The 26391-nt window shown below is 62.1% G+C and carries 27 protein-coding genes; 13 read left to right on the top strand and 14 right to left on the bottom strand.

Going from position 1 to position 26391, the window contains the following annotated elements; all coding sequences use genetic code 11:
- Positions 1–175: 175 nt before the first annotated feature.
- The gene (locus tag HBN63_RS13735; protein WP_090250791.1) at positions 176–577 is read left to right on the top strand and encodes an acyl-CoA thioesterase; all 402 of its coding nucleotides are present in this window, start codon (positions 176–178) and stop codon (positions 575–577) included.
- A 60-nt stretch (positions 578–637) separates the two neighbouring features.
- Here the strand turns inward: HBN63_RS13735 and HBN63_RS13730 are convergent, their stop codons facing one another.
- Positions 638–1738 (bottom strand): TRAP transporter substrate-binding protein, encoded by a 1101-nt coding sequence (locus tag HBN63_RS13730; RefSeq protein ID WP_090250792.1) that lies wholly within the window; start codon positions 1736–1738, stop codon positions 638–640.
- A gap of 196 nt (positions 1739–1934) precedes the next feature.
- Here HBN63_RS13730 and HBN63_RS13725 point away from each other — a divergent pair, with 196 nt between their 5' ends.
- From HBN63_RS13725 to HBN63_RS13715, 3 genes are all read left to right on the top strand, one after another.
- On the top strand, positions 1935–2480 hold the full coding sequence (locus tag HBN63_RS13725; RefSeq protein WP_160086066.1) for a TRAP transporter small permease subunit: 546 nt from the start codon (positions 1935–1937) through the stop codon (positions 2478–2480).
- The gene (locus HBN63_RS13720) at positions 2473–3849 is read left to right on the top strand and encodes a TRAP transporter large permease subunit (RefSeq protein ID WP_170049814.1); all 1377 of its coding nucleotides are present in this window, start codon (positions 2473–2475) and stop codon (positions 3847–3849) included. The genes HBN63_RS13725 and HBN63_RS13720 overlap by 8 nt, the downstream gene beginning before the upstream one ends.
- A 105-nt stretch (positions 3850–3954) precedes the next feature.
- A complete protein-coding gene (locus HBN63_RS13715; protein WP_170049813.1) occupies positions 3955–4875 on the top strand; it encodes a D-hexose-6-phosphate mutarotase in 921 nt (306 codons plus the stop codon).
- Positions 4876–4892: 17 nt separating this feature from the next.
- On the opposite strand, the gene HBN63_RS13710 is transcribed toward HBN63_RS13715, so the two are convergent.
- From HBN63_RS13710 to purE, 6 genes are all read right to left on the bottom strand, one after another.
- Positions 4893–5360 carry an FAD/FMN-containing dehydrogenase gene (locus HBN63_RS13710; RefSeq protein WP_170049812.1) on the bottom strand — a complete coding sequence of 156 codons (468 nt, stop codon included), beginning with the start codon at positions 5358–5360 and terminating at the stop codon, positions 4893–4895.
- 16 nt (positions 5361–5376) lie between these two features.
- Positions 5377–5910 (bottom strand): DUF3299 domain-containing protein, encoded by a 534-nt coding sequence (locus tag HBN63_RS13705; RefSeq protein ID WP_167144066.1) that lies wholly within the window; start codon positions 5908–5910, stop codon positions 5377–5379.
- 34 nt (positions 5911–5944) lie between these two features.
- Positions 5945–6190: a GlsB/YeaQ/YmgE family stress response membrane protein gene (locus HBN63_RS13700; RefSeq protein ID WP_090250808.1), complete on the bottom strand. Its 246-nt coding sequence runs from the start codon at positions 6188–6190 to the stop codon at positions 5945–5947.
- A 68-nt stretch (positions 6191–6258) separates the two neighbouring features.
- On the bottom strand, positions 6259–7017 hold the full coding sequence (locus tag HBN63_RS13695) for an ABC transporter substrate-binding protein (protein ID WP_170049811.1): 759 nt from the start codon (positions 7015–7017) through the stop codon (positions 6259–6261).
- Positions 7018–7068: 51 nt separating this feature from the next.
- Positions 7069–8154, bottom strand: coding sequence for a 5-(carboxyamino)imidazole ribonucleotide synthase (locus tag HBN63_RS13690; RefSeq protein WP_170049810.1), 1086 nt, complete (start codon positions 8152–8154; stop codon positions 7069–7071).
- Complete coding sequence (gene purE / locus HBN63_RS13685; RefSeq protein WP_170049809.1) at positions 8154–8645, bottom strand: 5-(carboxyamino)imidazole ribonucleotide mutase; 492 nt, start codon at positions 8643–8645, stop codon at positions 8154–8156. Before purE ends, HBN63_RS13690 begins: the two co-directional genes overlap by 1 nt.
- 305 nt (positions 8646–8950) lie before the next feature.
- Between purE and HBN63_RS13680 the strand changes: the two genes are divergently transcribed.
- Both HBN63_RS13680 and HBN63_RS13675 read left to right on the top strand, forming a co-directional pair.
- Entirely contained in the window at positions 8951–9745 is a 795-nt protein-coding gene (locus HBN63_RS13680; RefSeq protein WP_170049808.1) for a hypothetical protein, read from the top strand.
- Positions 9746–9846: 101 nt separating this feature from the next.
- Positions 9847–10839 carry an AraC family transcriptional regulator gene (locus tag HBN63_RS13675; protein ID WP_170049807.1) on the top strand — a complete coding sequence of 331 codons (993 nt, stop codon included), beginning with the start codon at positions 9847–9849 and terminating at the stop codon, positions 10837–10839.
- Between the two features lie 21 nt (positions 10840–10860).
- Here HBN63_RS13675 and HBN63_RS13670 read toward each other — a convergent pair whose 3' ends face one another.
- The 4 genes from HBN63_RS13670 to HBN63_RS13655 are packed head-to-tail and all read right to left on the bottom strand — an operon-like array spanning position 10861 to position 15062.
- The gene (locus HBN63_RS13670) at positions 10861–12897 is read right to left on the bottom strand and encodes an alkaline phosphatase family protein (RefSeq protein WP_170049806.1); all 2037 of its coding nucleotides are present in this window, start codon (positions 12895–12897) and stop codon (positions 10861–10863) included.
- The gene (locus HBN63_RS13665; protein ID WP_170049805.1) at positions 12894–13505 is read right to left on the bottom strand and encodes a hypothetical protein; all 612 of its coding nucleotides are present in this window, start codon (positions 13503–13505) and stop codon (positions 12894–12896) included. Before HBN63_RS13665 ends, HBN63_RS13670 begins: the two co-directional genes overlap by 4 nt.
- The gene (locus HBN63_RS13660) at positions 13498–14745 is read right to left on the bottom strand and encodes a sialidase family protein (RefSeq protein WP_170049830.1); all 1248 of its coding nucleotides are present in this window, start codon (positions 14743–14745) and stop codon (positions 13498–13500) included. The genes HBN63_RS13665 and HBN63_RS13660 overlap by 8 nt, the downstream gene beginning before the upstream one ends.
- A gap of 23 nt (positions 14746–14768) precedes the next feature.
- Entirely contained in the window at positions 14769–15062 is a 294-nt protein-coding gene (locus HBN63_RS13655) for a PepSY domain-containing protein (protein ID WP_090250831.1), read from the bottom strand.
- Positions 15063–15297: 235 nt separating this feature from the next.
- Here HBN63_RS13655 and HBN63_RS13650 point away from each other — a divergent pair, with 235 nt between their 5' ends.
- The 3 genes from HBN63_RS13650 (at position 15298) to ggt (ending at position 19293) form a co-directional block, all read left to right on the top strand.
- Complete coding sequence (locus tag HBN63_RS13650) at positions 15298–16338, top strand: histone deacetylase family protein (protein WP_170049804.1); 1041 nt, start codon at positions 15298–15300, stop codon at positions 16336–16338.
- Between the two features lie 38 nt (positions 16339–16376).
- Positions 16377–17501: a polyamine ABC transporter substrate-binding protein gene (locus tag HBN63_RS13645; RefSeq protein WP_170049803.1), complete on the top strand. Its 1125-nt coding sequence runs from the start codon at positions 16377–16379 to the stop codon at positions 17499–17501.
- Between the two features lie 118 nt (positions 17502–17619).
- Complete coding sequence (gene ggt, locus HBN63_RS13640; protein ID WP_170049802.1) at positions 17620–19293, top strand: gamma-glutamyltransferase; 1674 nt, start codon at positions 17620–17622, stop codon at positions 19291–19293.
- A 21-nt stretch (positions 19294–19314) separates the two neighbouring features.
- Here ggt and HBN63_RS13635 read toward each other — a convergent pair whose 3' ends face one another.
- The gene (locus HBN63_RS13635) at positions 19315–20220 is read right to left on the bottom strand and encodes a LysR substrate-binding domain-containing protein (protein ID WP_170049801.1); all 906 of its coding nucleotides are present in this window, start codon (positions 20218–20220) and stop codon (positions 19315–19317) included.
- A 169-nt stretch (positions 20221–20389) separates the two neighbouring features.
- Between HBN63_RS13635 and HBN63_RS13630 the strand changes: the two genes are divergently transcribed.
- Positions 20390–21814 carry an aspartate ammonia-lyase gene (locus tag HBN63_RS13630; RefSeq protein ID WP_170049829.1) on the top strand — a complete coding sequence of 475 codons (1425 nt, stop codon included), beginning with the start codon at positions 20390–20392 and terminating at the stop codon, positions 21812–21814.
- Positions 21815–21935: 121 nt separating this feature from the next.
- On the opposite strand, the gene HBN63_RS13625 is transcribed toward HBN63_RS13630, so the two are convergent.
- Positions 21936–23417, bottom strand: coding sequence for a PLP-dependent aminotransferase family protein (locus HBN63_RS13625; protein ID WP_170049828.1), 1482 nt, complete (start codon positions 23415–23417; stop codon positions 21936–21938).
- A gap of 255 nt (positions 23418–23672) precedes the next feature.
- Between HBN63_RS13625 and HBN63_RS13620 the strand changes: the two genes are divergently transcribed.
- The 3 genes from HBN63_RS13620 to HBN63_RS13610 are packed head-to-tail and all read left to right on the top strand — an operon-like array spanning position 23673 to position 25452.
- The gene (locus HBN63_RS13620; RefSeq protein WP_170049800.1) at positions 23673–24323 is read left to right on the top strand and encodes an FMN-binding negative transcriptional regulator; all 651 of its coding nucleotides are present in this window, start codon (positions 23673–23675) and stop codon (positions 24321–24323) included.
- Entirely contained in the window at positions 24320–24763 is a 444-nt protein-coding gene (locus tag HBN63_RS13615) for a GNAT family N-acetyltransferase (RefSeq protein WP_170049799.1), read from the top strand. Before HBN63_RS13620 ends, HBN63_RS13615 begins: the two co-directional genes overlap by 4 nt.
- Before the next feature lie 14 nt (positions 24764–24777).
- Positions 24778–25452 carry a GNAT family protein gene (locus HBN63_RS13610; RefSeq protein WP_170049798.1) on the top strand — a complete coding sequence of 225 codons (675 nt, stop codon included), beginning with the start codon at positions 24778–24780 and terminating at the stop codon, positions 25450–25452.
- Between the two features lie 12 nt (positions 25453–25464).
- On the opposite strand, the gene HBN63_RS13605 is transcribed toward HBN63_RS13610, so the two are convergent.
- A complete protein-coding gene (locus HBN63_RS13605; RefSeq protein ID WP_160086160.1) occupies positions 25465–26283 on the bottom strand; it encodes a helix-turn-helix transcriptional regulator in 819 nt (272 codons plus the stop codon).
- Positions 26284–26391: the final 108 nt, after the last annotated feature.

The following is a 26391-nucleotide window of genomic DNA, read 5'->3' as shown; positions in this document are numbered from 1 at the left end:
CGCCCAGGCGGCCAAGTGCCATGGTCGCCCTGCGACTGCTGAGTCGCTATACTCGCAACGCCCGCACTCCCGCGGGCCTGCTGGGACGACCCGCGATAGCCGCAGAGCCTGACTCGCCGCCACCGCCAAGCCCCGCACCGCGCTAATAAAAACAACCGCGCCGCGAGCCTATCCGATGCACGATTTCGAACAGGAAGACCCCATCCCGCAAGGCGACCTGGCTTTGCAGATCACCGCGCTGCCGCGTGAAACCAATGGTTTCGGCGATATCTATGGCGGCTGGCTGGTATCGCAGATGGACCTGGCCGGCACGGCCATGGCCTGCAAGGTTGCCGGCGGGCGAGTAGCCACGGTGGCTATCGATCGCATGGCCTTTCTGGTGCCGGTGGCGGTTGGCGCGCAACTGTCCTTCTATACGCAAACCGTGGAAGTGGGCCGCAGTTCGATCCAGATGCTGGTTGAAGTGTGGAGCGACGATCCGCTGTCCAGCGAATGGCGCAAAGTCACCGAAGCCGTCTTCGTCTTTGTCGCCATCGACGGCAGCGGCCGCACGCGCCCGGTACCAGCGCGGCGCTGATTGCCGATGGTGAAACAAAAACGCCGGCTATAAGCCGGCGTTTTGCTGTGCGCTAAGAAATCAGCCGCGGATGTTGTAAATATCCTTCTCGTTCAGCTCAGCGTAGTCGTACAAACGCTGCAAATAAGCCTTCTGCTGCGCCCACACCTTGCTCGCTACCGGATCGGCGGCGGCGCTGGCGTCGACTACTTCGGCGGCCACTTCCTTGAGTTTGGCCAGCACTTCATCTGGCAGACGGCGTACTTCCACGCCCTCGCCTTTAAGCTGCTCCAGGGCTTCCATGTTCTTCGCGTTGTAATCGTCGAGCATGTCGCCATTCACTTCGCGAGCGGCGGCGCGGACGATAGCTTGCAGATCAGCCGGCAGGGTTTCCCATGCCTTGATGTTGATATCCAGCTCGAAGGTGACGTTCGGCTCTTGCCAGCCCGGGGTGTAGTAGTACTTGGCGGCTTTGTGCAGGCCCAGGGCCTGGTCGTTGTATGGGCCGATCCACTCGGTGGCATCGATAGCACCAGTTTGCAGCGCAGTGAAGATCTCACCGGCCGGCATGTTGACCACAGTACCGCCCATCTTGGTCAGCACTTCGCCGCCCAGGCCTGGGGTACGCATCTTCAAGCCCTGGAAGTCGGCGACGCCGTTGATTTCCTTGTTGAACCAACCCGCGGTTTGCACGCCCGTCGCGCCACAGGCCATCGGCAGTACGCCGAACGGCTTGTAGGTTTCTTCCCACAGCTGCATACCGCCGCCCTTGTGCAGCCAGGCATTCATTTCCTGGGCATTGGGGCCAAATGGCAGGGCGCAGAAAAACTGTGCGGCCGGCACTTTGCCTTTCCAGTAATAAGGCGCACCGTGGCCCATTTCGGCGGTGCCGCGGCTTACTGCATCGAATACTTCCAGCGCCGGCACCAGCTCGCCAGCGGCATAGACCTTGACCTTCAAGCGGCCGTTACTCATTTCTTCAACCAGCTTGGCGAAGCGCTCAGCGCCGACACCTACGCCGGGGAAGTTCTTCGGCCAGGAGGTGACCATTTTCCAGTTGAAGGTTTGGCTGCTCGCGCCTTCTTGGGGCTTACCAGCGGTTTCAGCCTCTTGTTTGCAACCGGCCAGTGCCGTGGCTGCAAGGCCTACGCCTGCTGCTGCGAGAATTTGACGACGTTTCATGCAAAGCTCCTTTATTGTTGTAGTGGTCTGACCACAGGATCGCTGCGGACCCACCGCGCCTGAGTAACATAGGGGTAAGTGACTCTCAAGCCTAGCGGATACGACTAAAGTTGTAGTGCCATTGCCGCACGTGCCCGGGCCTGCCTAGAATCGCCGGCCTGCCTGCCCACAAAGCCCATAACCATAAGGACTCATAATGTCCGATAAACCTCCTCTGCTGCTCGGCCTTGCTCATCTGATCGATTCATTCAACGCCCGTTTCGGCAAGGCCTGCGCCTGGCTGACCTTGTTTCTGGTGCTGGGCACCGCCATCGTGGTGGTCCTGCGTTACGGCTTCGGCATCGGCGCCACCGCCCTGCAGGAAGCCGTGCTGTATAGCCACGCACTGGTATTCATGGGCGCGGCCGCCTGGGTGTTGCAACGCAACGGCCATGTGCGCGTGGACATCTTCTATCAGAAGTTCAGTGCCAAACGTAAAGCCCTGGTCGACAGCCTCGGCACCTTGCTGTTTCTGCTGCCGGTGTGCCTGTTCCTCGGCTGGGCCAGCTGGGATTACGTCAGTAATTCCTGGTCGACCCTGGAAGGCTCCAGCGAGTCGGGCGGCCTGAAATTCGTCTACCTGCAGAAGAGCATCATCCTGGTGCTGGTGATCAGCCTGGTATTACAAGGAATCTCCGACTTGATCAAATTCGCCAATATCCTCACCGGCCGCCTGCCAGCCGCGGAGGTGAACCATGGCTGAGTTGATGGCGATTCTGCTGTTTATCAGCATTTGCGCGGCCCTGATGGCCGGCTACCCGGTGGCCTTTACCCTGGGCGGTGTGTCGCTGCTGTTTGCCGGTATCGGCATCCTCACCGGCACCTTCGATGGCGGCTACCTGAGCGCCCTGCCCAACCGCCTGTTCGGCATCATGAACAACCAGACCATGCTAGCGGTGCCGCTGTTCGTGTTTATGGGGGTGATGCTGGAGAAGTCCAGAGTCGCCGAAGACCTGCTGGAATCCATGTCGCGGCTGTTCGGCACCCTGCGCGGCGGCCTGGCGATTTCCGTGTGCGTGGTCGGCGCGTTGCTGGCGGCATCCACCGGTATCGTTGGCGCCACCGTGGTGACCATGGGCCTGCTGGCCCTGCCAACCATGCTGCGCCGCGGTTATGACCCGGCGATTGCCACCGGCACCCTGGCCGCCACCGGTACCCTGGGGCAGATCATCCCGCCGTCCATCGTGCTGGTGCTGCTGGGTGACGTGATGTCCAGCGCCTACCAACAGGCGCAGCTGAAGATGGGTATCTTCTCGCCGAAGACCGTCTCGGTTGGCGACCTGTTCGTCGGTGCGCTGATCCCCGGTTTGATGCTGGTGGGCATGTACATCCTCTACATCATCGGCGTGGCGATCCTGCAACCGAAGAAGCTGCCGGCTCTGCCGCAGGAAGAGCTGGGCCCGATCGAGTGGGGCAAGCTGATCAATGCCCTGGTACCGCCGCTGCTGTTGATCGGTGCGGTACTCGGCTCGATCCTCGCGGGCTACGCCACCCCGACCGAAGCCGCTGCACTCGGCGCCCTCGGCGCCATGCTGCTGGCCTTCTACAAGGGCAAGCTGAACTTCGGCCAGCTGCGCGAAGTGGCCTACGGCACCACCGAAATCAGCGCCATGGTGTTCCTCATCCTGATCGGTGCCTCGCTGTTCTCCCTGGTGTTCCGCGGCTTCGGCGGCGAAGCGATGATCGAGGACATCTTTGCCCAGTTGCCTGGCGGCGTGCTTGGCGCGTTCTTCCTGGTAATGGTGGTGATCTTCCTGCTCGGCTTTATCCTCGACTTTATCGAGATCACCTTCGTGGTGGTACCGATTGTCGGCCCGGTGTTGCTGGCCATGGGCCTAGACCCGGTGTGGCTGGGCGTGATGATCGCGCTGAACCTGCAGACGTCCTTCCTTACTCCGCCGTTCGGCTTCGCGCTGTTCTACCTGCGCGGGGTCACCCCGGCGTCGGTACCTACCAGCACCATCTATAAAGGCGTGGTGCCGTTTATCCTGATCCAGATCCTGCTGCTGGTGATTGCCTACCAGTTCCCGGGACTGATCACCTGGTTGCCGGAACAGGTCTACGGCAAGTAAGCCTGGCTCCAGCCACAGAACGCCCGTCACTGACGGGCGTTTTGCTTTCTGCGCACAAGCTGGGCTCCAATAGCCTTCTTTATTCTTCCTTCTACGAGTACGCCAATGGCCAGATCCCACGTTGAACGCCTTGAGCTGGATGAGCTGACCTGCTGGCGCGCACGCGTTGGTTCCCGCGAGCTGCTGATCAGCCAGCAGGGTGCGCAGATACTCAGCTATCAGGAAGACGACCAGCCACCGCTGATCTGGCTCAGCGAGCAAGCGGCCTACAAGCGCGGCCAAGGTGTACGCGGCGGCGTGCCAGTGTGCTGGCCATGGTTCGGCAGCCTGCAACGCAACCCGCAGGCGGTGCAGGCTATGCACCTGCAGCCTGCCGCTGCGCCCGCCCACGGCCTGGTGCGCAACCTCGACTGGCAGCTGCAAGGCATCGACAGTCGCGATGATGGCGTCCAACTCGAGTTCATCTTCAACAGCGCAACTCAGCCCCTGGCCGACTGGCCCCACGCCGCCGAACTGCGCCTGAGCATTCGCCTGAATGAGCGCCTGCATATCCAGCTGAACAGCCGCAACCTGGGCGACACGCCGCTGGCCATCAGCCAGGCGCTGCACAGCTACTTTGCCGTCAGCGATATCCGCAACGTCGCAGTTGAAGGCCTGCACGGCTGCCGCTATATCGAAACCCTGGAAGACTGGCAGCAACGCCAACAGGACGGTCTGCTGCAGTTCAGCGGAGAGACCGACCGCATCTACCTCGACACCCCGGCGCAGCTGAGCATCCTCGACCGCGCGTGGCAGCGGCGCATCCAGTTGCACAGCAGCGGCTCAAACTCAGCCGTACTGTGGACCCCCTGGATCGACAAGGCGCAACGCCTTTCGCAATTCGCCGCCGACGCCTGGCCAGGGATGCTGTGTATCGAACACGCCAACGTACTGGACGACATCCGCGTACTGGCCGCGGGCGAGCAACATCAGCTCGATTTGAGTCTCTGGGCTGACCCAGCTGAACGAGAACAACCTGACGAATAGACATACACGCGCTGTACTTACCGCCCCGCTGCCTCCAACGCCTGCGCCAACTCGGTAGCATCAGTAAAACTGCGCTGCCCCTGTAGCTGGCCCTGGCGCAGGTCGAGCCAAAGTACGCTGGCATTGTCCGCCGGGTATCGGGGTGCAATGCGGGCGTCGCGGTCGAGGAGGACGCGGTAGTTGTAGTCGCGCATTTTGGGGATGGCGAAGAGTTTGCCGATGATGCTCGGCATGCGGCTGATATCGGCGAGAAACATGGTGTGGCGCTGCTCCAGATAACCCTTGGGCTTGCCCTGCAGGGCGGCGTCAACGAGTTTGGCGGCGTCCATGCTGCGGGCTACCAGCAATACTTGCAGCTGATCGTCCAAGGTGTAGGCCTGGTCATGCTGATCGAGCAGGGTCCAGGGCGCCAAACGCTCACCGGTTTCCAGGGCCATGCTGGTGGCGGAGAACAGGCACAACAGCAGAGCAATAGCGGCTTTCATGGTGGGCACTCCGGCTTTATAGGTCGTCATCGGTCACCACTCTAACCAGATCCGCCTGCATGGCATATGCAGCATCCGCCAGCTCGTTATTAACCTGTTCGATCTTCAGCGTGCCGCTGACCCATAGCGGGGCGTAGATGTCTTCCAGCTCAATACCTTTTGGGTAGCGCACCAGCACCAGTTGATTGGGCGGTGGCGGCGGCACGTGGATGCAGGCGCCGGGGTAGGGCACCAGGAAGAACAGCGTGCTGTGGCCCTTGCTGTCGGTTTCCAGTGGCACGGGATAGCCGCCCAGGCGCACCGCCTTACCATCGAAGGCGGCGACGGTTTTCGTCGAGTACATCACCGCCGGCAAGTTCTGATCCTGCTGCTTGAGGCCACCGGGGTTATAGAAGCCACTGTCCTGCTCAAGGCCTTGGTGGCTGATCTCGGGCATGTCTTCCAGGGCCTGGCGGTCTTCCGGTGGCATCAACTCCAGCCAATCGGTTTCCGGAAGTTCGGCACAGGCCAGGGTGCTGAGCAGCAGCAGAGGTAACAACAGGTAGCGCATCGGTGGGCTCACAGGGCAGCGAAGTGACAGGGCCTTAGCCCTTTTTAACAGCGCCGTAGATTACCAGCAGCACCACCGCGCCGATTACTGCACCGATAAAACCAGCGGACTCGCCCACCTTGTAGATGCCCAGCGCCTGGCCGCCATAGGTCGCAGCAATCGAGCCGCCGACGCCCAGCAGGATGGTCATGATCCAGCCCATGCTGTCGTTACCCGGCTTGATAAAGCGCGCGATCAGACCGACGATCAGGCCGATAAAAATGATGCCAATAATGCTCATGCGAGCCTCCTCAATGGACGGTGGGATTTACGACCGTTGATCTGACCACGGGAAATGCTGGCAGTTCGCTACTCTTCGGTCTCGGGTGGCACGACACCGTAGCGGTGGTAGATGCGGGCAATCTCGCCACTCTCGCGCATGCCGCGCAGCGTCTGTCCCAACTGCTCATAGAGGGTCTTTTTGTCACCCAGATAGTGACGCTTCGAGACACCGTAATAGTTACCAACGGATTGCTCGTACTGGTAGTCGGCATAGCTGTAGTCGCTGAAGCCAATCTTGTGGAACTGCGCCTCAATGGCTTCGGCATCCAGCACCACCATCACATCCAGGCGCCCGGCACGAAACATCCCGGCCAGCAGGTAGTCGTCCGTCGCCAGGCTTTTTGTCAGGGCACTGTCGCCGTCGAACTGATCGAAATAAGCGGTGCCGCGTTTGACCCCGATCACCTTGCCCTGCAAGTCGGCATAGCTGCGCAGGCTGGCCTGCTGACCGGTCTTGACGATAAAGCGGATGCTTTTGCGCTGGGTGCCGATAGACGGCAGAAAGTGCACGTAGTCCATGCGCTCGGTGGTGAACAACACACGGGGGGCTAGATCAATCCGCCCGGATTTGAGGTCTTCCAGGCTGCGCACGAAGGGCGCGTAGCGCCATTCGATTCGCGCACCGACGCGTTGCGCAGCCGTATCCAAGACCTCAATCAACGGGCCTACGGGCAGCGCGTCGATGGCCTGCATCTCTGGCGGGCGCTCGCGGTAATCGGCGCGCAACACCTGGTCAGCATGACAAAGCGGCAGGTACAGCAAAGACAGCAGCAACAGATACTTCATGACGAGGCTCTTGTGTATGGCCTACGCAAGAGCTTAGTCACAAAGCAGGCTTCAGGCCTTGGCGATCAGCGCCTCGACCACGGCGATCTGCTTATCCAGAGTGGCGCGATCAACGCAGCGCAGGGTGGCGTGACCAACCTTGCGGCCGACCTTGAAGGCCTTGCCGTAGTGATGCAGACGGCAGTCGGCGACGGCGATAACCTGCTCTACCGGCGGAACCACACCGATAAAGTTAAGCATCGCGCTCTCACCGACCTTGGCAGTCGAACCCAGCGGCAGGCCGGCAACGGCGCGCAGGTGGTTCTCGAACTGGCTGCACTCGGCGCCTTCGATGGTCCAGTGCCCGGAGTTGTGCACACGCGGGGCGATTTCGTTGGCTTTCAGGCCGCCATCGACTTCGAAGAACTCGAAGGCCAGCACGCCGACGTAGTCGAGCTTGGTCAGCACGCGGCTGACGTAATCTTCTGCCAGCGCCTGCAGCGGGTGATCGGTGCTGGCGATAGAAAGCGCCAGCACACCGCTGTCGTGACGGTTATGCACCAGCGGGTAGAAGCGCGTTTCACCATCACGGGCGCGCACCGCCACCAGAGACACTTCGCCGCTAAACGGCACGAAACCTTCAAGGATGCACGGCACGCTGCCAAGTTCGGCAAAAGCACCGACTACATCTTCTGGCTTGCGCAGGACTTTCTGGCCCTTGCCGTCGTAGCCCAGAGTGCGGGTCTTCATCACCGCCGGCAGACCGATGCTCGCCACGGCTGCGTCGAGATCAGCCTGCGATTGGATATCGGCGAAATCCGGGGTCGGAATGCCGAGGTCCTTGAACATGGATTTTTCAAACCAACGATCACGGGCGATGCGCAGGGCTTCGGCGCTTGGGTACACCGGGACGAACTGCGAAAGGAAAGCCACGGTTTCCGCCGGCACGCTTTCGAACTCGAAGGTCACCAGATCGACTTCATCAGCCAGCTGACGCAGGTGATCCTGATCGCCGTAATCGGCGCGGATATGCTCGCCCAGCGCTTGCGCGCAGGCATCCGGCGCGGGGTCGAGGAAGGCGAAGTTCATCCCCAGCGGCGTGCCTGCCAGGGCCAACATGCGGCCCAGCTGGCCGCCACCGATTACGCCGATCTTCATTACGCGTCCCTCGGGTCCGGATTTTCCAGTACGGATTCAGTCTGCTCGGTGCGGAACGCCTTCAGGCGTTCGTGGAACTGCGGGTGCTGGTGGCCAAGAATGCTCGCCGCAAGCAGCGCAGCATTGATTGCGCCAGCCTTGCCGATGGCCAGGGTGGCGACCGGAATACCGGCGGGCATCTGCACGATAGACAGCAGCGAATCGACGCCCGAGAGCACTGCCGATTGCACTGGTACGCCGAGTACCGGCAGGTGGGTCTTGGCCGCACACATGCCCGGCAAGTGCGCCGCACCGCCGGCACCGGCGATGATCACCTGAATGCCGCGTTCTTCAGCCTGTTCGGCGTACTGGAACAGCAGGTCCGGGGTGCGGTGGGCAGAAACCACCTTCACTTCGTACGGAATGCCCAGCTTGTCCAGCATCTCGGCGGTGTGGCTAAGGGTGGACCAATCGGACTTGGAGCCCATGATCACGCCAACCAGTGCGCTCATCGTCGTGCCTCTTCTTCATCAAGTGCCCGTAGGCGCTGCAGAAACTAACAAGCCACGCTGGAAACCAGGCGTGGCTTGTTAGGGAATGAATTATGGCAGTGCGGACCGCCAAAGGCCGCGCAGTATACCGTAAAGCCTGGGCTGGCGTGCACCTCGGCGCGCCGTTTGTCGCGGGCCGCCCGCCGCGATGCCAGGCGACACGCCAACGCGGTTCCGGGCCGACGTCACGAGCAGACCTGGCGCACAAATCGCAGCCTGCGGCCTGGCTATACTGGGCGTTCTTTTTATCCACCAAGGACCACACCATGACAAGGCTGTCACTGCTACTCGCCGCTTCGCTATTCGCCCTCAACGCCAGCGCCCTCGAACTGGCCAAATACCCGCAAGTATTCGATGCCGGCAAAGGCATCAGCGTGACCGTCGCGCCCAGCAGCGACGGCAAGCAAGCGCTGATCCAGGTTAGCGGCATCAACCACCCGCTGGATGAAGTGGTGCTACTGAGCACTATCAGCGAGCGCGGCAACGATGAGCGCGATTACACCACCACCCTCGATGGCAGCGCCTACAACATGCTGATCAAACGTCAGGGCTGGGGCGGCGAGCAATATCAGCTGTACCTGCCAAGCACCGACGGCTTCGAGCTGGGCTTCGATGAAACCAAGAGCAAAGAGACCAAGCCGGCCAACCTGCTGGCACTTTATGAACAGCAGAAGAAAAAGGGCATTCAGGACAAGCTGAGCAGTTTCGACCGGGAAAAGCGCGTCGCCGACTTCACTCAGCAGCTGCAGCAGATCGACCAGGACGCCTCGAAAGCCTGTGACACACCGCTGGCCACTAAGGTCGAGTGGAGTGCCATCGACGACGACAAGCTCAAACGCCTCAGCGTGCCGAGTTTCTGCGGTGAAGTGGTCAGCCAGCTGGCCAACCTGTGCCAGAACGGCGATGAGCATAAAGCTGCAGCTAAGGGCCTGAAAACCGTGCAGTGCAGTTTTGCGCAGCAGCTCAAGCTGCGCGAAAACGAGGCGACCCTGACCTTCACCACTCATGAAGAAGCCCCCAATCAGGGCGACTTTATCAACGCCTTCCTGCGTAATCGCTAAATCTGCCTAGACCGCAGCGGCCCGGATCCCGCCCGGTCGCTGCGGTGCCGCGGCATAGTTCTTGCCTCATTCAGGCATTCTGAACTGTTGCGGTTGCCCCGATGTTGCACGCCCACCTGACCACCCTGCATGTGGTTTCACTGATCCTGGAAATCTTTGCCGCGCAACCCGAACTGACCGAGCAGCTATTGGCCGACAGCGGCATTGCTGCGGCTGATCTGGACTGTGCCGACACGCGCATCACCCGTACTCAGGAGCTGCAGGTCTGCGCCAATGCCCTGCAGCTGCGCAGTGATCTGGGCCTGGAGCTGGGCCGGCGCATGCATGTGTCGGCCTATGGCATGGTCGGTTACGCCGCACTCTCCAGTGCCACCTTTGGTGACGCCTGGCGGCTGATGCTGCAGTACCCGGCGCTGCTCGGTACCTACTTCAAACTGGATATGCACCTTGAGGGCGAGCTGGCCTGGGTCAGCGCCAGCGACTACCAGCACGCGCCAGCACTGGAAGTGTTCAACCTGGAAATGTGCCTGGCCTCGCTCAAGCTGATCAGCGACGACCTGCTCGGCCAGCCCCTGCCGCTCAGCGCCGCGCAGTTCCGCTATGGCGAGCCCGACTACAGCGCGCGCTACCCGCACAGCTTCGCCTGCCCGCTGCAGTTTGATGCCGCGCGCAATGCTTTTGCCTTCCCTGCCAGCTGGCTGCAACAACCACTGCCGTTGGCCGATGCGGTGACCCATCGGGAAATGCTCGAACGCTGCCGCAAGCAGAATAGCGAGTTCAACAGCCGCCAGGCCTGGCTCGCGCGCATCCGCCAGCTCCTGGCCGAACAGCTGACCGCGCCACCCGGCCTGGAGCAATTAGCGCAGCAGATGCACTGCTCGCCGCGCACCCTGCGTCGCCATCTGCAGGAGCTCGGCACGCACTATCAGGAACTACTCGACGAGCTGCGCTTCGAGCGGGCGAAAACCCTGCTCGGCCAGGAAGATTGGCCGATCTGCCGGATTGCTGAATACCTCGGCTTTAGTGAAACAGCCAGCTTCCGCCACGCCTTCCAGCGTTGGAGCGGCGTGCCGCCGAGCCGTTTTCGCGCATAGGTTCATAGGCTTGTGGGATGCTCATTCTTCGGGCCGAACATTGCGGTACATCTGCAAGCGTGAGGCTTCATGCAGGCCGCGGCTGAGCGCCAACAGGCGCTGGAACTCTTGCGGGTGATCCGCAGCCACGTTATCGCGCGGGGTGGGCGAGTGCAGGCTGTGCAAGGTCGGCGAGCTGCCGTCATGCTGCATCTGCAAGAGGAAGTCGCGGGTCACCGCGCCGATCACCGGGAAGCTGCCTTCCTGCAACACCAGGGGCACCACCCGTTCGCCTTCTGGCGCCGGCTGCTGGATATCACGCCCCAGGCTGCCGTTGCTGAACGGCACGCCAAGCATGCCCGCCACGGTAGGCAGCAGATCGGCCAGCCCCACCGCCTCATCAAACTCGCGTGGCGCCAGCCACTGCGGCGCGTGGATCAGCAGTGGCACGTTGTTGCTCTCCAGCCCCAACTGCTCGAAGGCCGGCGCCATGTGCGGGATCTGGCTGATACGCGTGTTGTGGTCACCAAAGAACACGAAAATGGTGTTGTCGTAAAAGCCGTGTTCCTTGGCCAGCTCCATCAGGCGGCCGATGTTGAAGTCCAGCAAACGCACGGCGTTGTACTGCTCCACGCTGCGCGAACCGGCCTGCTGCACCTGCTCCAGCGGTAGATCGAGCGCCTCGAAACCATCGTTGTTCTTGGGGATGGTGAAGGGCCGGTGGTTGCCGGAAGTCTGCAGGTAAGCGAAGAACGGTTGATCCTTGGGCACCGCGCCGAGGATGCGGCTGCTCTCCTTGAAGAAATCAAGATCCGAGATGCCCCACACGTCGACCTGGGGTGACTGCCAATCACGTTCCTCATAGAGCCGCACGCCGTCGATGCTCTGGCGAATCAGCGCATTGATATTGGCCCAACCGGCGTTGCCGCCGATCATGTAGAACTTCTCATAGCCGTCTAGCGCGTTGATCAGCGTGCGCTGGCGGGCAATCAACGGGTTGCGCGTGGCAGTCTCCTGGCGCGACACATCGGGGATGCCGGTGATGCTCGCCCATACCGTCTTGGCAGTGCCGGTCACCGGCACGTAGAAGTGCCGGAAGAACCAGCTCTCCTTGGCCAGACGATCCAGATTCGGTGTCGGGTTCAACGGGTTGCCGTAAGCCCCGACGGCACTGGTGCCGAGCGATTCGAGCATAACGAAGACTACGTTAGGCGGGCGCTCGGCCTGGATGCGGTGCGCATGTACCGGTTGCTGACGGAAGAAGTTCAACCCCTGCGCGTCGCGGTCGCTGACACCCAGGTAGTCAGCCACCACCGCGTAATGCTCACGGGTAGCTGCCTCATCGAAGGCGCTGGGTTCAAGCGTGAGGGTGTCGAACAGAAACAACGCCGGATTAAGGCCCAGCGCCGCCACTTGGCTGTTACCGCTGAAGAAGGCATCGCTCCAGCGCAGCGGCACCGGGTTCTCCAGGTTCAACGCCGTGGCGCGGCCGAGCAAGCCAAAAAACACCAGCACGCCCACCACCGCAGTGCCGCCGAGGGCCGGCAACACACCCACCGGCTGCGCTTGCGGCCGATCCAGGGTGGCACGCTCCAGGCGCAGCAGCGCCCAGGCCCATAGCGCTGCAGCGGCCAGCCAGGCCAGGGTGATCCACAGCACCGGATAGGTCTGCCAGAGCATGCCGGCGGAGGTCTGCGCATCACCAGCAAAGCGCAGCACCGTGGCGTTGAGGCGCACGCCCAGGTAGGCGTAGTGGCCGAAGTCGAGGATATACAGCAGGCCCAGCGCAGCCACAGCCAGCACTAGGTAGACACGCAGCAACCAGCGCACGGCGCGAAATCGCGCCAGGCGCAGCTTGGGCAGAGCCAGCAGAATGCCTGCCGGCAGCATCAGCAGCAGGGCCAGGCGCAGGTCGAAGCGCAGACCGATGCCGAGGGTGGGCAGTACGTCCGACTCGCTGATGCTTTCGACGGCGGAGAAGCCCAGTAGGAACAGCACGCGCAAGCTGGCGAAGAGTATGAACAGCAACGCTGTAAGGCCTGCCAGATAATGCAGGCGACGGGATTTCAGCCAGCTCATACGGCGTTCCTTGTGTCAGTTGCATACGTACCCTTACGCCACGCCAGCAACCCGCGCAGACCGGAACTCAGTAGTGCGCCAAGGCTGTAGAGGGCCAGGTAGGGGTCAATCAGGTAGTCCCAGTAATTTTCCGAGGCGTTCAGGTGCAGAGTGAAGGCCAAGGTCGCCAGCACCAGCGCCAACGCGCCGAGCCAGCTGCGCTGGATGATCAGCACCAGGCTCAGCACGCCCAGCACCAGCAGCATGGGTCGCGGCGCAAAGCCCAGCTGGTACGGGTCGCTGTAGCTCAAGCCCAGGGCTGCCGGGTAGAGCAGTACAGCCAGGCCGGCGAACAGCGCCAGGCTGGCCAGGCGATCACGGGGGCTGGCACCCGGCAAGCCAAAACGACACAGCATCGCCCAGCTCAGCAGCACCAGGCTGCTGATCGACAGGTCACCGATGTAGGTGCGCAACTGCAGCGCCAGGCTGATGCCCTGCACCGGTAGCAGGCTCAGCAGCAGACTGCCCGCCAGCAGAATGCCGCGCTGCGCCGGATTGCGCGCCAGTCGAACGAAGATCAGGAAAACCAGCAGAGTGAAGGCCAGGTGCGGCAACCAGAAGTCAGTCATTTGGGCGGCGCTCCGTCAGCCAGGCTTCATTGAAGGCCAGGTGCTTGATAAACATGTCGTTCCACGAATAGACCAAGTGATACGTGCCATCGGTGTCACGGGTGAAATAGGGGTATTCGTAATCGAAGTCGCACCCCGTCGGGCTGCACATCCGGGCACTGACCTGCTCAAGAAAGCGCGCCTCCTGCTCGGGGCGGCCGCCGCTGGCGCGGAACTTCTCGCGGATTACCGCCGGGAATTCCGCCGGCGCAATGGGTTCCCCCCAAGGGTTGGGACTTTCATCCAGCTCACCGAGGGTGCGCCAGTTCGCCAGCTGGCTGTCGGTGGCGTAGAGGGTAAGGCGGAAGCGACCATCCTCCAGATCATTCATCGCCACCAGCAGGCTGCCATCGGGACGACCGACGGCGGCCAGCGATGAGTTGGGGTTGCTCGGTTCCAGCGGTTGCGGCGTACTCCAGGTGCGCCCGCTGTCCGTGGTGTGGCTGGCCAACACACGGTGATACTGCTCGCCGGCATAGCGCAGTAACGCCACGGCACGCTGCTCATCCAGCGCCACCACGGTTGGCTGCAGCGAGTAGCGGCCCTTGCCGATGCGGTACTTGCCCAGCACCTCACCGCGTGCACTCAGGTGCAGGTACTCGGGGAATTTGCCGAGAAATTCGTGATACACCGGCAGGCCAATGCTGCCATCGGCATGAAACACCGGCGCGGCGCGCACCAGGGTGCTGATGTTGAGAAACGGGCTGGTCACCAACTGGCGCGGTGCCGACCAGGTCTTGCCCAGGTCGTCGGACACCATGGCATTGACCGCACTGCCGGCCCAGCCGCCAAGCGAAACCGAGACATAAAACAGCCACAGGCGCTTGTCCGGTGCCAGGCTGATCACCGGGTTGCCCAGCTTACGGATGTGCTTACCGACCGCGCGCTGGGTGGATTCGCGAGTGGCCAGCACGCGCTCGGCACTCCACTGGCCGCTGCGGGCGTCAAAGCGTGCAGCGCGAATTTGCACATCCGCCGCGCCTTCGCGACTGCCCGCAAACCAGGCGGCCATCAGGTCACCGCCAGGCAGCCCGGTAATGGAGGCGGAGTGCACAAAGTCGTCCATGTCCGACGAGGCGAATTTCGCGCTGAATTCCGGCGCACTGGGCGTCGGCGTCGGCAGCACGGCGAAGGCGCCAGGCGGCTGTGCCGGTGCGCGCTGCCATGCCCCGGCGAACACTGCCAGTACCGCCGTGAGCATGAGGGGGATGAGCAGTTTTGGCGTCATGGCTTGGCCACATGCGCGGTGGCGACTTCAGCCACGGGCGTGGCATCGACCGGGTTGTAATAGATTTCGACTTTCTCCCCGTTCACGTCGAAACCGTAAATCTCGTAACAGTTACCCGGAGTGATGCGGAATTTGGTGATCTGTACGCCCTGGTTTTTCATCTGCTGACGAAAGTGCGATTCGGGCATCCAGTCCGCGCGGTCGGCGCGTGGACATTCCACATCCGCCAGCACAGGCGTGGCCAGCCAGGCACACAACAGCGGCAGTACCTGGCGAGTCTGATTGAGCATGCTCTGCCCCCTTATCGGCAATGAAGGGGCAACGCCCCCGGCGGGGCGCACCATGCGTTTTCCAAGCTTAAGAAAGGCTTAAGGTTCATGGCTTGTTACAGTTTGCGCGGCTCGGTCAGCCGTGGCGGCCATGAAATTTGGCCACATCGATCCCCTTTTGGCCGTTGTCAGCGTTCTCCATCCGGCCATGCAGGCGAACAATGCAGGCACAACAACAAGCCTGGAGCCGTGCCACATGCTCACTTTTTACAGCGACGACCATCACCTGCACCACGGCAGCTGCGAGCTGATCGACGGCCAACTGATGCCCTGTTTCGAAAAGCCGCAACGCGCCGACCACATCCTGCAACGCGTCAAGGACCGTCAGCTCGGTGAGGTGCGTCCGCCCCAGGACTTCGGCCTGGCGCCGATTGAGCGCATCCACAGCGCCGCCTACCTGAACTTCTTCAAAGGCGCCTGGGATCGCTGGCAAGCGCAGAACGGCACTGGCGATTTGCTGCCCTTCACATGGCCGGCACGCACCCTGCGCCAAGTCATCCCGCGTGATTTGCACGGCCAGCTTGGCTATTACAGCTTCGACGGCGGCGCGCCGATTACCGCCGGCACCTGGCAGGCAGCTTACAGCGCCGCCCAAGTGGCCTTGAGCGCCGAAGCTGAAATCGCCGCCGGCGCCCACAGTGCGTTTGCCTTGTGCCGGCCACCGGGCCATCACGCCGCAGGCGAGTTGATGGGCGGTTACTGCTACCTGAACAACGCCGCCATCGCTGCCCAGGCCTTTCTCGACCACGGCAAGCAGCGCGTGGCGATCCTCGATGTCGATTACCACCACGGCAACGGCACCCAGGACATCTTCTACACCCGCAACGATGTGCTGTTCGCCTCGATCCACGGCGACCCGGCCGACGAGTTCCCCTTCTTCCTCGGTTATGCCGATGAACGCGGCGAAGGGGCTGGCGAGGGCTGCAACTTCAACTACCCATTGGCCATGGGCAGCCCCTGGGCGGTGTGGAGCGCCGCACTGGAAGAAGCCTGCCAGCGCATCGCCGAATTTGATGCCGAGGTGATCGTGGTGTCGCTGGGTGTGGACACCTTCAAGGACGATCCGATTTCCCAATTCAAGCTCGACAGCCCGGATTACCTGGCCATGGGCAAACGCATCGCCGCCCTCGGTAAGCCGACCCTATTCGTTATGGAAGGCGGTTATGCCGTGGAGGCCATCGGCGTCAACGCGGTCAACGTACTGGAAGGTTTCGAATCAGCTCACGTACAGGCCTAGCCAACACAACATCAATAATGATTCAGGGGTGAGACACGATGAACACGATCAAACACCTGCTCGCTGTCGCCGTCTGCGGCGCAACCCTGCTGGCCACGGCGGCCCAGGCACAAACACCGGAGCAATCGCCGGGCAAGCAGCGCGAGCTGCGCGTGTACAACTGGGCCGACTACATGTTGCCCTCAGTGCCCACGGATTTTGCCGCCAACAGCGGCATCAAGCTGACCTGGGATATTTTCGACACCAACGAAGGCCTGGAAGCCAAGCTGCTCACTGGCAACTCGGGTTACGACCTGGTGGTGCCAACCAACACCTTCCTGGAAAACGAAATCAAAGCCGGGGTGTTCCAGAAGCTGGACAAGAGCAAGTTGCCCAATTGGCAGCACCTCGACCCAGGCCTGCTGAAGTTGATGACCGCCAACGACCCCGGCAATCAGTTCGCCGTGCCTTACATGTACGGCACCGTGCTGATCGGCTTCAACCCGGCCAAAGTCAAAGAAGCCCTCGGCGCTGACGCTCCGGTGGACAGCTGGGACCTGATCTTCAAAGAAGAGAACATCAGCAAACTCAAGCAGTGCGGCGTGGCCATGCTCGATTCGCCCGGTGAAATTCTGCCGATCGCCCTGCACTACCTGGGCCTGGACCCCAACAGCACCAAGCCTGAGGACTACGAGAAAGCCAGCGCGTTAATGCTGAAAATCCGCCCTCACGTGGCTTATTTCAACTCGGCCAAGTACATGACTGATATCGCCAACGGCGACATCTGCGTGGCCATCGGCTATTCGGGCAGCTTCTACCAGTTCGCCAACCGCGCCAAAGAAGCAGGCAACGGCGTGGTAGTTGATTGGCGCTTGCCGAAAGAAGGTGCACCACTGTGGTACGACTCCTTCGCCATTCCGAAAAGCGCACTGAACGTCGCCGAAGCCCATGAGTTCCTCAACCACCTGCTCGACCCCACGGTGATTGCCCCCATCAGCGATTTCCTCGGCTACCCCAACCCGAACAAGGACGGCATGCCGCTGGTCGGCGCGGCAATCCGCGACAACCCTGGCCTGACCCCTACCGCCGAGGCGCAGAAAACTCTCTATGTGCTGCAGCCCCTGCCGCAAAAGACCGAACGCATCCGCACCCGCGTGTGGAACACCATCAAGTCGGGCACCTGATGGCAGCCCGGCGAATGACCTAAGCTGGATAACTCCTTGAGCCTCTCTGGCAACTCACCATGACGTACAACGAGATGCCAGCGAAGCTTGGTCAGACCATAAGAAAAAGGATAACTGTATGCAATTGACTGCCCGCTCCACCCTGCTGGCCGCCGCGATCATGGCGGCCACAAGTTCTTGCGTATGGGCTGCCCCGCTCGACGGTGGCGCAGTGGCTGCCCCAGACGAATATGGTGCCAAGGTCGCCGCGCACGTACTGAAATCCGGTGGTAATGCAGTGGATGCAGCCGTAGCAACGGCCTTTACCCTGGCGGTGACCTACCCCGAAGCCGGTAACATCGGCGGCGGCGGCTTTATGACCCTAGTTATGGACGGCAAGCCGTTCTTTATCGATTACCGTGAAGTGGCCCCTCTCGCGGCCACCAAAACCATGTACCTGGATGACAAGGGTGAAGTCATCGAAAACAGCACCATGGTCGGTGCCAAAGCCGCCGGCGTACCCGGCACCGTGATGGGCTTATGGGAAGCGCACCAGCGCTTTGGCAAGTTGCCCTGGGGAGAACTGCTGACCCCGGCCATCGGCTATGCCCGTAACGGTTTCACGGTTGCCGAGCAGCAATACCAATACCGTGAAGACGCGCTGGCACTGTTCAACGACCAGACCAACTTTGCCGACTATTTTGGCAGCATGCGCCCGGGACAAACCTTCAAGCAGCCGGAGCTGGCACAAACGCTGGAGCGGATCTCAGCCAATGGCGCTGCGGAGTTTTACCAGGGCAAAACTGCTGAATTGCTGGTGGCGCAAATGCAGCGCGACGGTGGTTTGATCAGTGCCAAAGACCTGCAAACCTATCGCGCAGAATGGCGCGAGCCGATGCGCATCGACTGGCAAGGCAACACCCTGTACACCGCACCGTTGCCCAGCTCTGGCGGCATCGCATTAGCCCAACTGATCGGTATCAAAGAGCAGCGCGCCGCTGACTTCAAAGGCATTGAACTCAACTCCTCGCGTTACATCCATTTGCTGGCGGAAATCGAAAAGCGCGTGTTCGCTGACCGCGCCGATTACCTGGGCGACCCCAAGTTCTCAGATGTGCCGGTCAAGCAATTAGTGGACGCCAGCTACATTGCCAAACGCGCGGCTGAAGTTAACCCCACGGCCATTTCAGCCACTGAAAAAGTTAGTCCGGGCTTGGAAACCCACCAGACCACACACTTTTCGATCATCGACGCTGACGGCAATGCCGTGAGTAACACCTACACCCTCAACTGGGATTACGGCAGCGGCGTAGTGGTAAAAGGTGCAGGCTTCCTGCTCAACGACGAGATGGATGACTTCAGTGCCAAACCCGGCATTGCTAACGCCTTTGGTGTAGTAGGCAGCGACGCAAATGCCATCGAACCGGGCAAGCGCATGCTCTCCTCGATGAGCCCGAGCATCGTCACCCGCGACGGTCAGGTGAGCCTGATCCTGGGTACGCCAGGCGGCTCGCGCATCTTCACCTCGATCTTTCAGGTGCTGAACAACGTGTATGACTTTGGCTTGCCACTACAAAAAGCCATCGATGCACAGCGCGTGCACCACCAGCTATTACCCAAAGACACGATCTACTATGACGCCTATGCGCCGCTTACTGGCAAGGTGGCCGATGAGCTGAAAAGCATGGGCTACACCCTTGAAGACCAGGGCTGGAACATGGGCGATATTCAAGCCATCAAGGTAACCGGTAGCCGCTTGGAAACAGCGTCAGATCCACGTGGTCGCGGCGTCGGCCAGGTCGTGCCGCGTTAGCATGCGACAATCGAGGTCGGTCTAGCGGCCGATCTCGCCACTCTCCAGTTTGCGCCACAGCAAGCGCACCGAGGCCTTGCGCACTAGGGCGCAGCGGTACAGGCGAATCTCCAGCGGCGCTTGCCACTGTTCATCACCGCACACCACCAGCTCGCCGCGGGCCAGTTCGGCGGTCACGCTCAGGCGCGGGACCCAGGCCACGCCCATACCTTGCAAGGCCATGCTTTTCAGGCTGTCGGCCATCGCCGTTTCGTACACCGTGGTCGAGCGCAGCGCGCGTTGGCGCAGCAGCAGGTTGACCGAACGACCGAGAAACGCCCCGGCGCTGTAGGCCAGCAGCGGCACGCTCTGGCCGCTGTTGAGGTCAAACAGCGGCGCGCCGTCTTCGCCCACCGCGCACACCGGGAGCATTTCCGTGCGGCCCAGGTGCAGCGAAGGGAAGATTTCCGGGTCCATCTGCAGCGCAGCGTCGGGGTCGTAGTAGGCGAGAATCAGGTCGCAAGCGCCTTCACGCAGCGCATGCACCGCTTCACCGACGTTGGTCGCCACCAGACGGGTGGTCAACGGCAGACCTTCACGGCGTAGGCGGGCAATCCACTCGGGGAAAAAGCCCAGGGTCAGCGAGTGCGCGGCGGCAATCTGCATCACCTCGCCCTGCTGGCCTTCGAGGTTATGCAGATGACGCACCACCTCACCGAGCTGCTCGACCATGCTCCGTGCGGTGACTAGAAACAGCTGGCCGGACTCGGTCAGCTCAATGGGCGTGCAGGCGCGGTTGACCAAGGTCAGCCCGAGCATGTTCTCCAGGCTGCGAATGCGCCGGCTGAATGCCGGCTGAGTGACAAAGCGCTTTTGCGCCGCCTGGGAGAAGCTGCGGGTGGCGGCCAGGGTGACAAAGTCTTCCAGCCATTTGCTTTCGAGGTTCATGGATCAGCCCTTGTGCATGCGAACACGTCGGTCGACGTTGAGCGGTCACGCCAACGTTATGCCGATTATGCATGACCCAGTGCTTAACAGCATTGGCCAGTATCGAGCTGCAGCCCCTAACCTACGGGCCATCGCGGCATATGCCGTATTTCCTGAGATGACCTTGATCATGTCCGCTGCTGCATCCACTCGCCTCGAAAAAGACCTGCTCGGCACCCTCGACGTTCCTGCTGACGCCTATTACGGCATCCAGACCCTGCGCGCCGTGCAGAACTTCCGCCTGTCCGGCGTGACGCTGTCGCACTACCCGAAACTGGTGGTTGCCCTGGCCATGGTCAAGCAGGCCGCCGCCGACGCCAACCGCGAGCTGGGCCACCTGTCTGCGGCCAAGCACACAGCGATCAGCACCGCCTGCGCACGCATCATTCAGGGCGAGTTCCACGACCAGTTCGTGGTCGACATGATCCAGGGCGGCGCCGGCACCTCGACCAATATGAATGCCAACGAGGTGATTGCGAATATTGCCTTGGAGGCCATGGGCTTCGAGAAAGGTGACTACAAGCAGCTGCACCCGAACAACGACGTGAACATGGCGCAGTCGACCAACGACGCCTACCCGACCGCCATCCGCCTGGGCCTGCTGCTCGGCCACGACAGCCTGCTCACTGCGCTGGACAAGCTGATCCAGTCGCTGTCAAAAAAGCACTTGGAATTCAGCCACGTGCTGAAGATGGGCCGCACACAGCTGCAGGATGCCGTACCGATGACCCTCGGTCAGGAATTCCGCGCCTTCGCCACCACCCTTGGCGAAGACCTGCAGCACCTCAAGCTGCTTGCCCCGACCCTGCTCACTGAAGTGAACCTGGGCGGCACCGCGATTGGCACCGGCATCAACGCCGACCCGCAGTACCAGCTGCTGGCGGTCAAGCGCCTGGCGATCATCAGCGGCCACCCGCTGACCCCGGCCGCCGACCTGATCGAAGCCACCTCAGACATGGGCGCCTTTGTGTTGTTCTCTGGCATGCTCAAGCGCACGGCGGTGAAGCTGTCGAAGATGTGCAACGACCTGCGCCTGCTGTCCAGCGGCCCACGCACCGGCATCAACGAGATCAACCTGCCTCCGCGCCAGCCAGGCAGCTCGATCATGCCCGGCAAGGTCAACCCGGTGATCCCCGAGGCGGTCAACCAGGTGGCCTTCGAAGTGATCGGCAACGACCTGGCGCTGACCATGGCGGCCGAAGGCGGCCAGCTGCAGCTGAACGTGATGGAGCCGCTGATCGCCTACAAGATCTTTGACTCGATCCGCCTGCTGACCCGCGCCATGGATATGCTGCGCGAGCTGTGCATCGACGGCATCACCGCCAACGAAGCGCGCTGCCGCGAACTGATGGAAAACTCCATCGGCCTGATCACCGCACTCAACCCCTATATCGGCTACGAAAACGCCACGCGCATCGCCAAGGTGGCGCTGGAAAGTGGTCGCGGCGTACTAGAGCTGGTGCGTGAAGAGAAGCTGCTGGGCGATGCCGAGTTGGCCGACATCCTGCGCCCAGAAAACATGATCGCCCCGCGCCTCGTGCCGCTCACCCTGTAATGCGCAACATCGACCAGGAGGCCTCCCCGCCTCTTTTCCTTCAGGGATGGCTGCGGCCATCCCTTTTTTATACGCGTATGGTTCTCCTCTTCCCATGGGAAAGAGACCGCGTTAGTTCGGGCTACAACGTCCAGGCGCGGCGCAACGCCTCCAGAGCCTCGGTGATCTGCGCTTCAGGCACTGCGGCAAATCCCAGCACCAACCCGGCCCGCTGATTTTCCGGCGTGCTGCTGTCGGGCAGCCAATAACTGCTTAGCGCACTTATCTCCACGCCAACCCCTTCGGCGGCGCTGATCAGCTCACGCTCGCGGGCCAGGCTGTTCACCCGCACACACAGATGCAGCCCAGCCTCCACCACTGGCAGCGGCGCGCAGCCCGGTACCAACTCAGGCCAACCGGCCAGCAGCGCATCGCGACGGCTGCGGGCGGCAGTGCGCATACGGCGGATATGCCGCTGAAAATGCCCGGCGGCGATAAATTCGGCCATCACCGCCTGCGTGCCGATTTCCGAATGGCGCATATCCAGGGCGCGACGACGGGCGAAGGCTTCGGCCAGCGCTGGCGGCAATACCAGATAACCCAGACGCAGCGCCGGAAAGGCGATCTTGCAGAAGGTGCCGACGTAGAGCACCCGGCCCTGACGGTCGAGGGCCGCCAGCGGCGCTAGCGGCGTGCCGCTGTAGCGGTACTCGCCGTCGTAATCGTCTTCGATGATCAGGCCGTTATTGCGCTCGGCCCACTCCAGCAGTTGCAGGCGCCGCGCCAGCGACAGGGTGACGCCGGTCGGGTACTGGTGCGAGGACGTCAGGTAAACCAGCCGGCATCCTTCGACCTCCTCCAGCGCATCGGTATCCAAGCCTTCGCCATCCACCGCCACGCCACACAGCTGCGCCCCGGCGATCGCCAGGGCATGGCCGGCAGCGCGGTAACCGGGGTTCTCCACGGCCACCCGCGCGCCGGGCGTGACCAGCAATTGCGCGCACAAGCTTATGGCCTGCTGCGCGCCATTGGTGACGATGATCTGCGCCGGGGCGCAGTGCAGGCCGCGGCTGTTGCGCAGGTAAGCGGCGATCAGCTCGCGCAGCTGCCAATCGCCAGCCGGGTCGCCATAGCCCAGACGCGCCGGCGAGGGCTTGCGCCAGAAGCGCGCGGACAAACGCGCCCAGGTCTCGAAGGGAAACAGATCAAAAGCTGGCACGCCGACGCGAAACGCCCGTGGCGGGCCGCTCAATGGCGGGTTCAGATGATGATTCTGTAACAGCTGCAAAGCGGCACTCTGCGTGCTGCCAGACAGCTGAGCCTGGGCAGAGGGTACGGGCGTTGGCCGCGTCGCCCCGCTCAACTCGGCCACATAAGTACCGGCACCGATGCGCCCCTCGATATAGCCCTCGGCATACAGCTGATCGAAGGCGCGGGTCACGGTGTTGCGCGAGATACCCAGCAGGTTCGCCAGATCACGGCTGGCCGGCAGGCGTGTACGGCTTTGCAGGCGACCATCGAGGATGCGCTCGCGCAGCGCCTGATACAGCTGACGCGCCAGGCCGCGCTGTGGGTCGAGGTGAATGCCGGATAGATCGACCGGCAGCGGCGCAGCGGACGGAATGGCCATGCCGATTGGCTCCATAGAAGTCGCAGAAAGTGGATCTTACAACAGGCCAATATCCTGCCTAGCATGGCTTCATCGCGTTCGCAGGCTGTTGAAAAACTACCTGCGTTGCCATTGCGGCGTTAAAAACAGGCCGAGACACGGCGTCTCAAAATGCTCATTTACAGCTCGTAAACTCCGCTTTTTCGCTTGTTTTTGCCTTGCACTGGCTGCCTCGCCAACGTTTTTCAACGGCCTGCTAGGAGCCCGCCCATGTACACGCCCGTCGCCTTCCGCCAGGACGACCTCACTACGCTGCACCAGCAGATGCGCGCCACGCGCCTGCCTACGCTGGTCAGCCACGGTACTCAGGGCCTACTCGCCAGCCATCTGCCGTTACTGCTGGATGCCGATGAAGGTCCCTACGGCACACTCTACGGCCACTTCGCCCGGGCCAACCCGCAGTGGCGCGACCTCGACGAGGGCAGCCCGGCGCTGGTGATTTTCCAAGGAGCGGAGGCCTATATCAGCCCGTCCTGGTACGCCGCCAAGGCCGAGCACGGCAAGGTGGTGCCGACCTGGAACTACATCAGCGTGCAGGCCCATGGCCGCGCCGAAGTGTTCGATGACGCCGAGCGCCTGCTGCAGCTGGTCAGCCGCCTCAGCGCGCTGCACGAAGCCGAGCGCCCGCAGCCCTGGGCGGTGAGCGATGCGCCGCGCGATTACATCGACAGCATGCTGCGCGCCATTGTCGGCTTCGCCCTGCCCATCGAGCGCCTGGAAGGCAAATGGAAGCTCGGCCAAAACCGCAGCCAGGCCGACCAGGCCGGCGTGCGCGATGGCCTGCACGCCAGCCATGACCCACGCGACCGCGAACTGGCCGCACAGATCAATAGCCAACACTTAGCCAAGGAAGCGCCATGAACATTGAAATCCGTCCCGTCAGCACCGCCGATCACGCCGCCTGGCTGCCGCTGTGGCAGGGCTATCTGCACTTCTACCAGAGCGCGTTACCCGCCGAGGTCAGCGCGATGACCTGGCAGCGTTTTCTCGACCCGAGCGAGCCCACCCATGCCGCCCTCGCCTGGCGCAACGGCCAGGCCGTAGGGCTGGTGCAGTGGATCTTCCACCGCACTAATTGGTCGGTGGAGAACAGCTGCTACCTGCAGGATCTGTTTGTCGGTGCCGATCAGCGCGGCGGCGGCATCGGTCGCCTGCTGATTGAGCACGTCTATGCCCAGGCCCAGGCGGCCGGCTCCAGCCGCGTGCATTGGCTGACCCAGGAAACCAATTACCCAGGCCGCCAGCTCTACGACCGCATCGCCGAGCGCTCGGGCTTTATCCAATACCGCAAACAGTTCTAAGCAGGAGCCGCCGCATGCCCCAGCAACCGCTACACGACTGGCAGCCCGTGCCCACCCCGGCCCATAAACCCCTGGACGGTCAGTATGTGCGCCTCGAACCGCTCGACCCGGCGCGCCATGGCGACGATCTGTGGCAGGCGTTGCAAGGCCCGGATAGCGACCCGGCACTCTGGGATTACCTGCCCTACGGTCCATTCAGCGAACGCGCGGGGTTCGATGCCTGGCTGAGCGGTCATGCGACCAGTCGCGATCCGTTGTTCTTTAGCGTGATCGACCTGAGCCAGCAGCGTGCAGTTGGTCTGCTGAGCTATCTGCGCATTGCGCCCAAGGATGGCTGTATCGAGATCGGTCATATCGCTTTCGGCCGCACCATGCAGCGCAGCCCGGCGTCGACCGAGGCGGTGTATCTGCTGGCCAAGCTGGCATTGGGCGAGCTTGGTTACCGCCGCCTGGAATGGAAATGCAACGCTGACAATGCCCGCTCGATGCGCGCCGCCAAGCGTCTGGGCTTCAGCTACGAAGGGCTGTTTCGCCAGCATATGGTGGTCAAAGGGCGTAACCGCGACACCGCCTGGTTCTCCATCCTCGACAGCGAATGGTCGGCCTGCAACGCGGCCTTTGAACGCTGGCTGGCGGCGGACAATTTCGATGCAGAGGGGCGGCAGCAGCGTCTGCAAGACCTGCGGTAATAGCGCAGCGGTTTATTCGATCTCGAACAGCCCGTTCTTTAGCGGTGCATCGGCCAGTCGCTGGCGCACGTCGTCGTCGATGCGCGGATCGTCCGGGCGGTACAGGCGCACCTGGCGGTAGGCGCTGATGCGGTTGATCTCGGTGCCCAGGTATTCCCACACCACGCGGGTACAGGCCGGGCTACGGCGGTCGCCGCTGGAGACGCCGGTTTTCAGGCCGTTCAAGCGAGTGATGCGGCTCTTGTAGCTGGGAATCAGAATGGTCTGACTCATTTCGTTGAGGGTCAGCGATTCGTAGTCCATCAGAAACAGCCGGTCCTGCAGCTGAAACGCCGCACCCAGGTAACGGCAGCGCACCCAGTCTTCGCCCTGCACGTCGGCGCTCGCGGATCGCTCCTGACGCTCCTGGCGCTCGAACAGGAAGTCGCCGTCCTCCTCCCACAGATGCACCAGCGACAACAGCACGGTGCCCGGCACCGACATGCAGTTGGAGTATTCGAAGTAGTAGCCGCAGTAACGCGACAGGTTGCCGGCATGCGCGCGCAGGGGCTTGAGCAGCTCCACCAATGCGTCGGTACGCGCGCCGGAAACCTGGCCCGGCGTACGCGCACCAATCAGGTCGGCAAACTGCTCGGCCGGCAGGCTCAGCTCGTAGGCTTCGACACCGAAGAAATCGCAGATCCGCTTGAGGTTGTAAGCCGTCGGTCGGCTTTGTCCGCTCAGGTATTTGTTGAACTGGGCGCGATTGATCGCGAGCTTGCGGCAAACCTCGGCGATTGACCGGTAATGGCTGCACAACAGCTTTAGATTGGACCCTAGATGGTCGGACATGGCGGATTTCCTGGTGATGCGAGCGACGCGATTCTAGCATCAACTCGCATCAGTTCGCCGCGACCCGCGAAATTGCACCACGCGCGCGTCTGCTCAACCATTCGGCCC

The sequence above is a fragment of the Pseudomonas sp. WS 5011 genome, from assembly GCF_012985775.1.
Classification (GTDB): domain Bacteria; phylum Pseudomonadota; class Gammaproteobacteria; order Pseudomonadales; family Pseudomonadaceae; genus Aquipseudomonas; species Aquipseudomonas peli.
This window is presented reverse-complemented; position numbering and strand designations above follow the sequence as displayed.

Coding starts and splice junctions, on each gene's coding strand:
- HBN63_RS13605 (WP_160086160.1), bottom strand. CDS start 26,283: ATGTCCGACCATCTAGGGTCCAATCTAAAGCTGTTGTGCAGCCATTAC.
- ggt (WP_170049802.1), top strand. CDS start 17,620: ATGCAATTGACTGCCCGCTCCACCCTGCTGGCCGCCGCGATCATGGCG.
- HBN63_RS13705 (WP_167144066.1), bottom strand. CDS start 5,910: ATGCGCTACCTGTTGTTACCTCTGCTGCTGCTCAGCACCCTGGCCTGT.
- HBN63_RS13650 (WP_170049804.1), top strand. CDS start 15,298: ATGCTCACTTTTTACAGCGACGACCATCACCTGCACCACGGCAGCTGC.
- HBN63_RS13670 (WP_170049806.1), bottom strand. CDS start 12,897: ATGAGCTGGCTGAAATCCCGTCGCCTGCATTATCTGGCAGGCCTTACA.
- HBN63_RS13710 (WP_170049812.1), bottom strand. CDS start 5,360: ATGAAAGCCGCTATTGCTCTGCTGTTGTGCCTGTTCTCCGCCACCAGC.
- HBN63_RS13720 (WP_170049814.1), top strand. CDS start 2,473: ATGGCTGAGTTGATGGCGATTCTGCTGTTTATCAGCATTTGCGCGGCC.
- HBN63_RS13655 (WP_090250831.1), bottom strand. CDS start 15,062: ATGCTCAATCAGACTCGCCAGGTACTGCCGCTGTTGTGTGCCTGGCTG.
- purE (WP_170049809.1), bottom strand. CDS start 8,645: ATGAGCGCACTGGTTGGCGTGATCATGGGCTCCAAGTCCGATTGGTCC.
- HBN63_RS13715 (WP_170049813.1), top strand. CDS start 3,955: ATGGCCAGATCCCACGTTGAACGCCTTGAGCTGGATGAGCTGACCTGC.
- HBN63_RS13660 (WP_170049830.1), bottom strand. CDS start 14,745: ATGCTCACGGCGGTACTGGCAGTGTTCGCCGGGGCATGGCAGCGCGCA.
- HBN63_RS13690 (WP_170049810.1), bottom strand. CDS start 8,154: ATGAAGATCGGCGTAATCGGTGGCGGCCAGCTGGGCCGCATGTTGGCC.
- HBN63_RS13620 (WP_170049800.1), top strand. CDS start 23,673: ATGTACACGCCCGTCGCCTTCCGCCAGGACGACCTCACTACGCTGCAC.
- HBN63_RS13665 (WP_170049805.1), bottom strand. CDS start 13,505: ATGACTGACTTCTGGTTGCCGCACCTGGCCTTCACTCTGCTGGTTTTC.
- HBN63_RS13615 (WP_170049799.1), top strand. CDS start 24,320: ATGAACATTGAAATCCGTCCCGTCAGCACCGCCGATCACGCCGCCTGG.
- HBN63_RS13735 (WP_090250791.1), top strand. CDS start 176: ATGCACGATTTCGAACAGGAAGACCCCATCCCGCAAGGCGACCTGGCT.
- HBN63_RS13675 (WP_170049807.1), top strand. CDS start 9,847: ATGTTGCACGCCCACCTGACCACCCTGCATGTGGTTTCACTGATCCTG.
- HBN63_RS13680 (WP_170049808.1), top strand. CDS start 8,951: ATGACAAGGCTGTCACTGCTACTCGCCGCTTCGCTATTCGCCCTCAAC.
- HBN63_RS13635 (WP_170049801.1), bottom strand. CDS start 20,220: ATGAACCTCGAAAGCAAATGGCTGGAAGACTTTGTCACCCTGGCCGCC.
- HBN63_RS13700 (WP_090250808.1), bottom strand. CDS start 6,190: ATGAGCATTATTGGCATCATTTTTATCGGCCTGATCGTCGGTCTGATC.
- HBN63_RS13695 (WP_170049811.1), bottom strand. CDS start 7,017: ATGAAGTATCTGTTGCTGCTGTCTTTGCTGTACCTGCCGCTTTGTCAT.
- HBN63_RS13610 (WP_170049798.1), top strand. CDS start 24,778: ATGCCCCAGCAACCGCTACACGACTGGCAGCCCGTGCCCACCCCGGCC.
- HBN63_RS13730 (WP_090250792.1), bottom strand. CDS start 1,738: ATGAAACGTCGTCAAATTCTCGCAGCAGCAGGCGTAGGCCTTGCAGCC.
- HBN63_RS13645 (WP_170049803.1), top strand. CDS start 16,377: ATGAACACGATCAAACACCTGCTCGCTGTCGCCGTCTGCGGCGCAACC.
- HBN63_RS13630 (WP_170049829.1), top strand. CDS start 20,390: ATGTCCGCTGCTGCATCCACTCGCCTCGAAAAAGACCTGCTCGGCACC.
- HBN63_RS13725 (WP_160086066.1), top strand. CDS start 1,935: ATGTCCGATAAACCTCCTCTGCTGCTCGGCCTTGCTCATCTGATCGAT.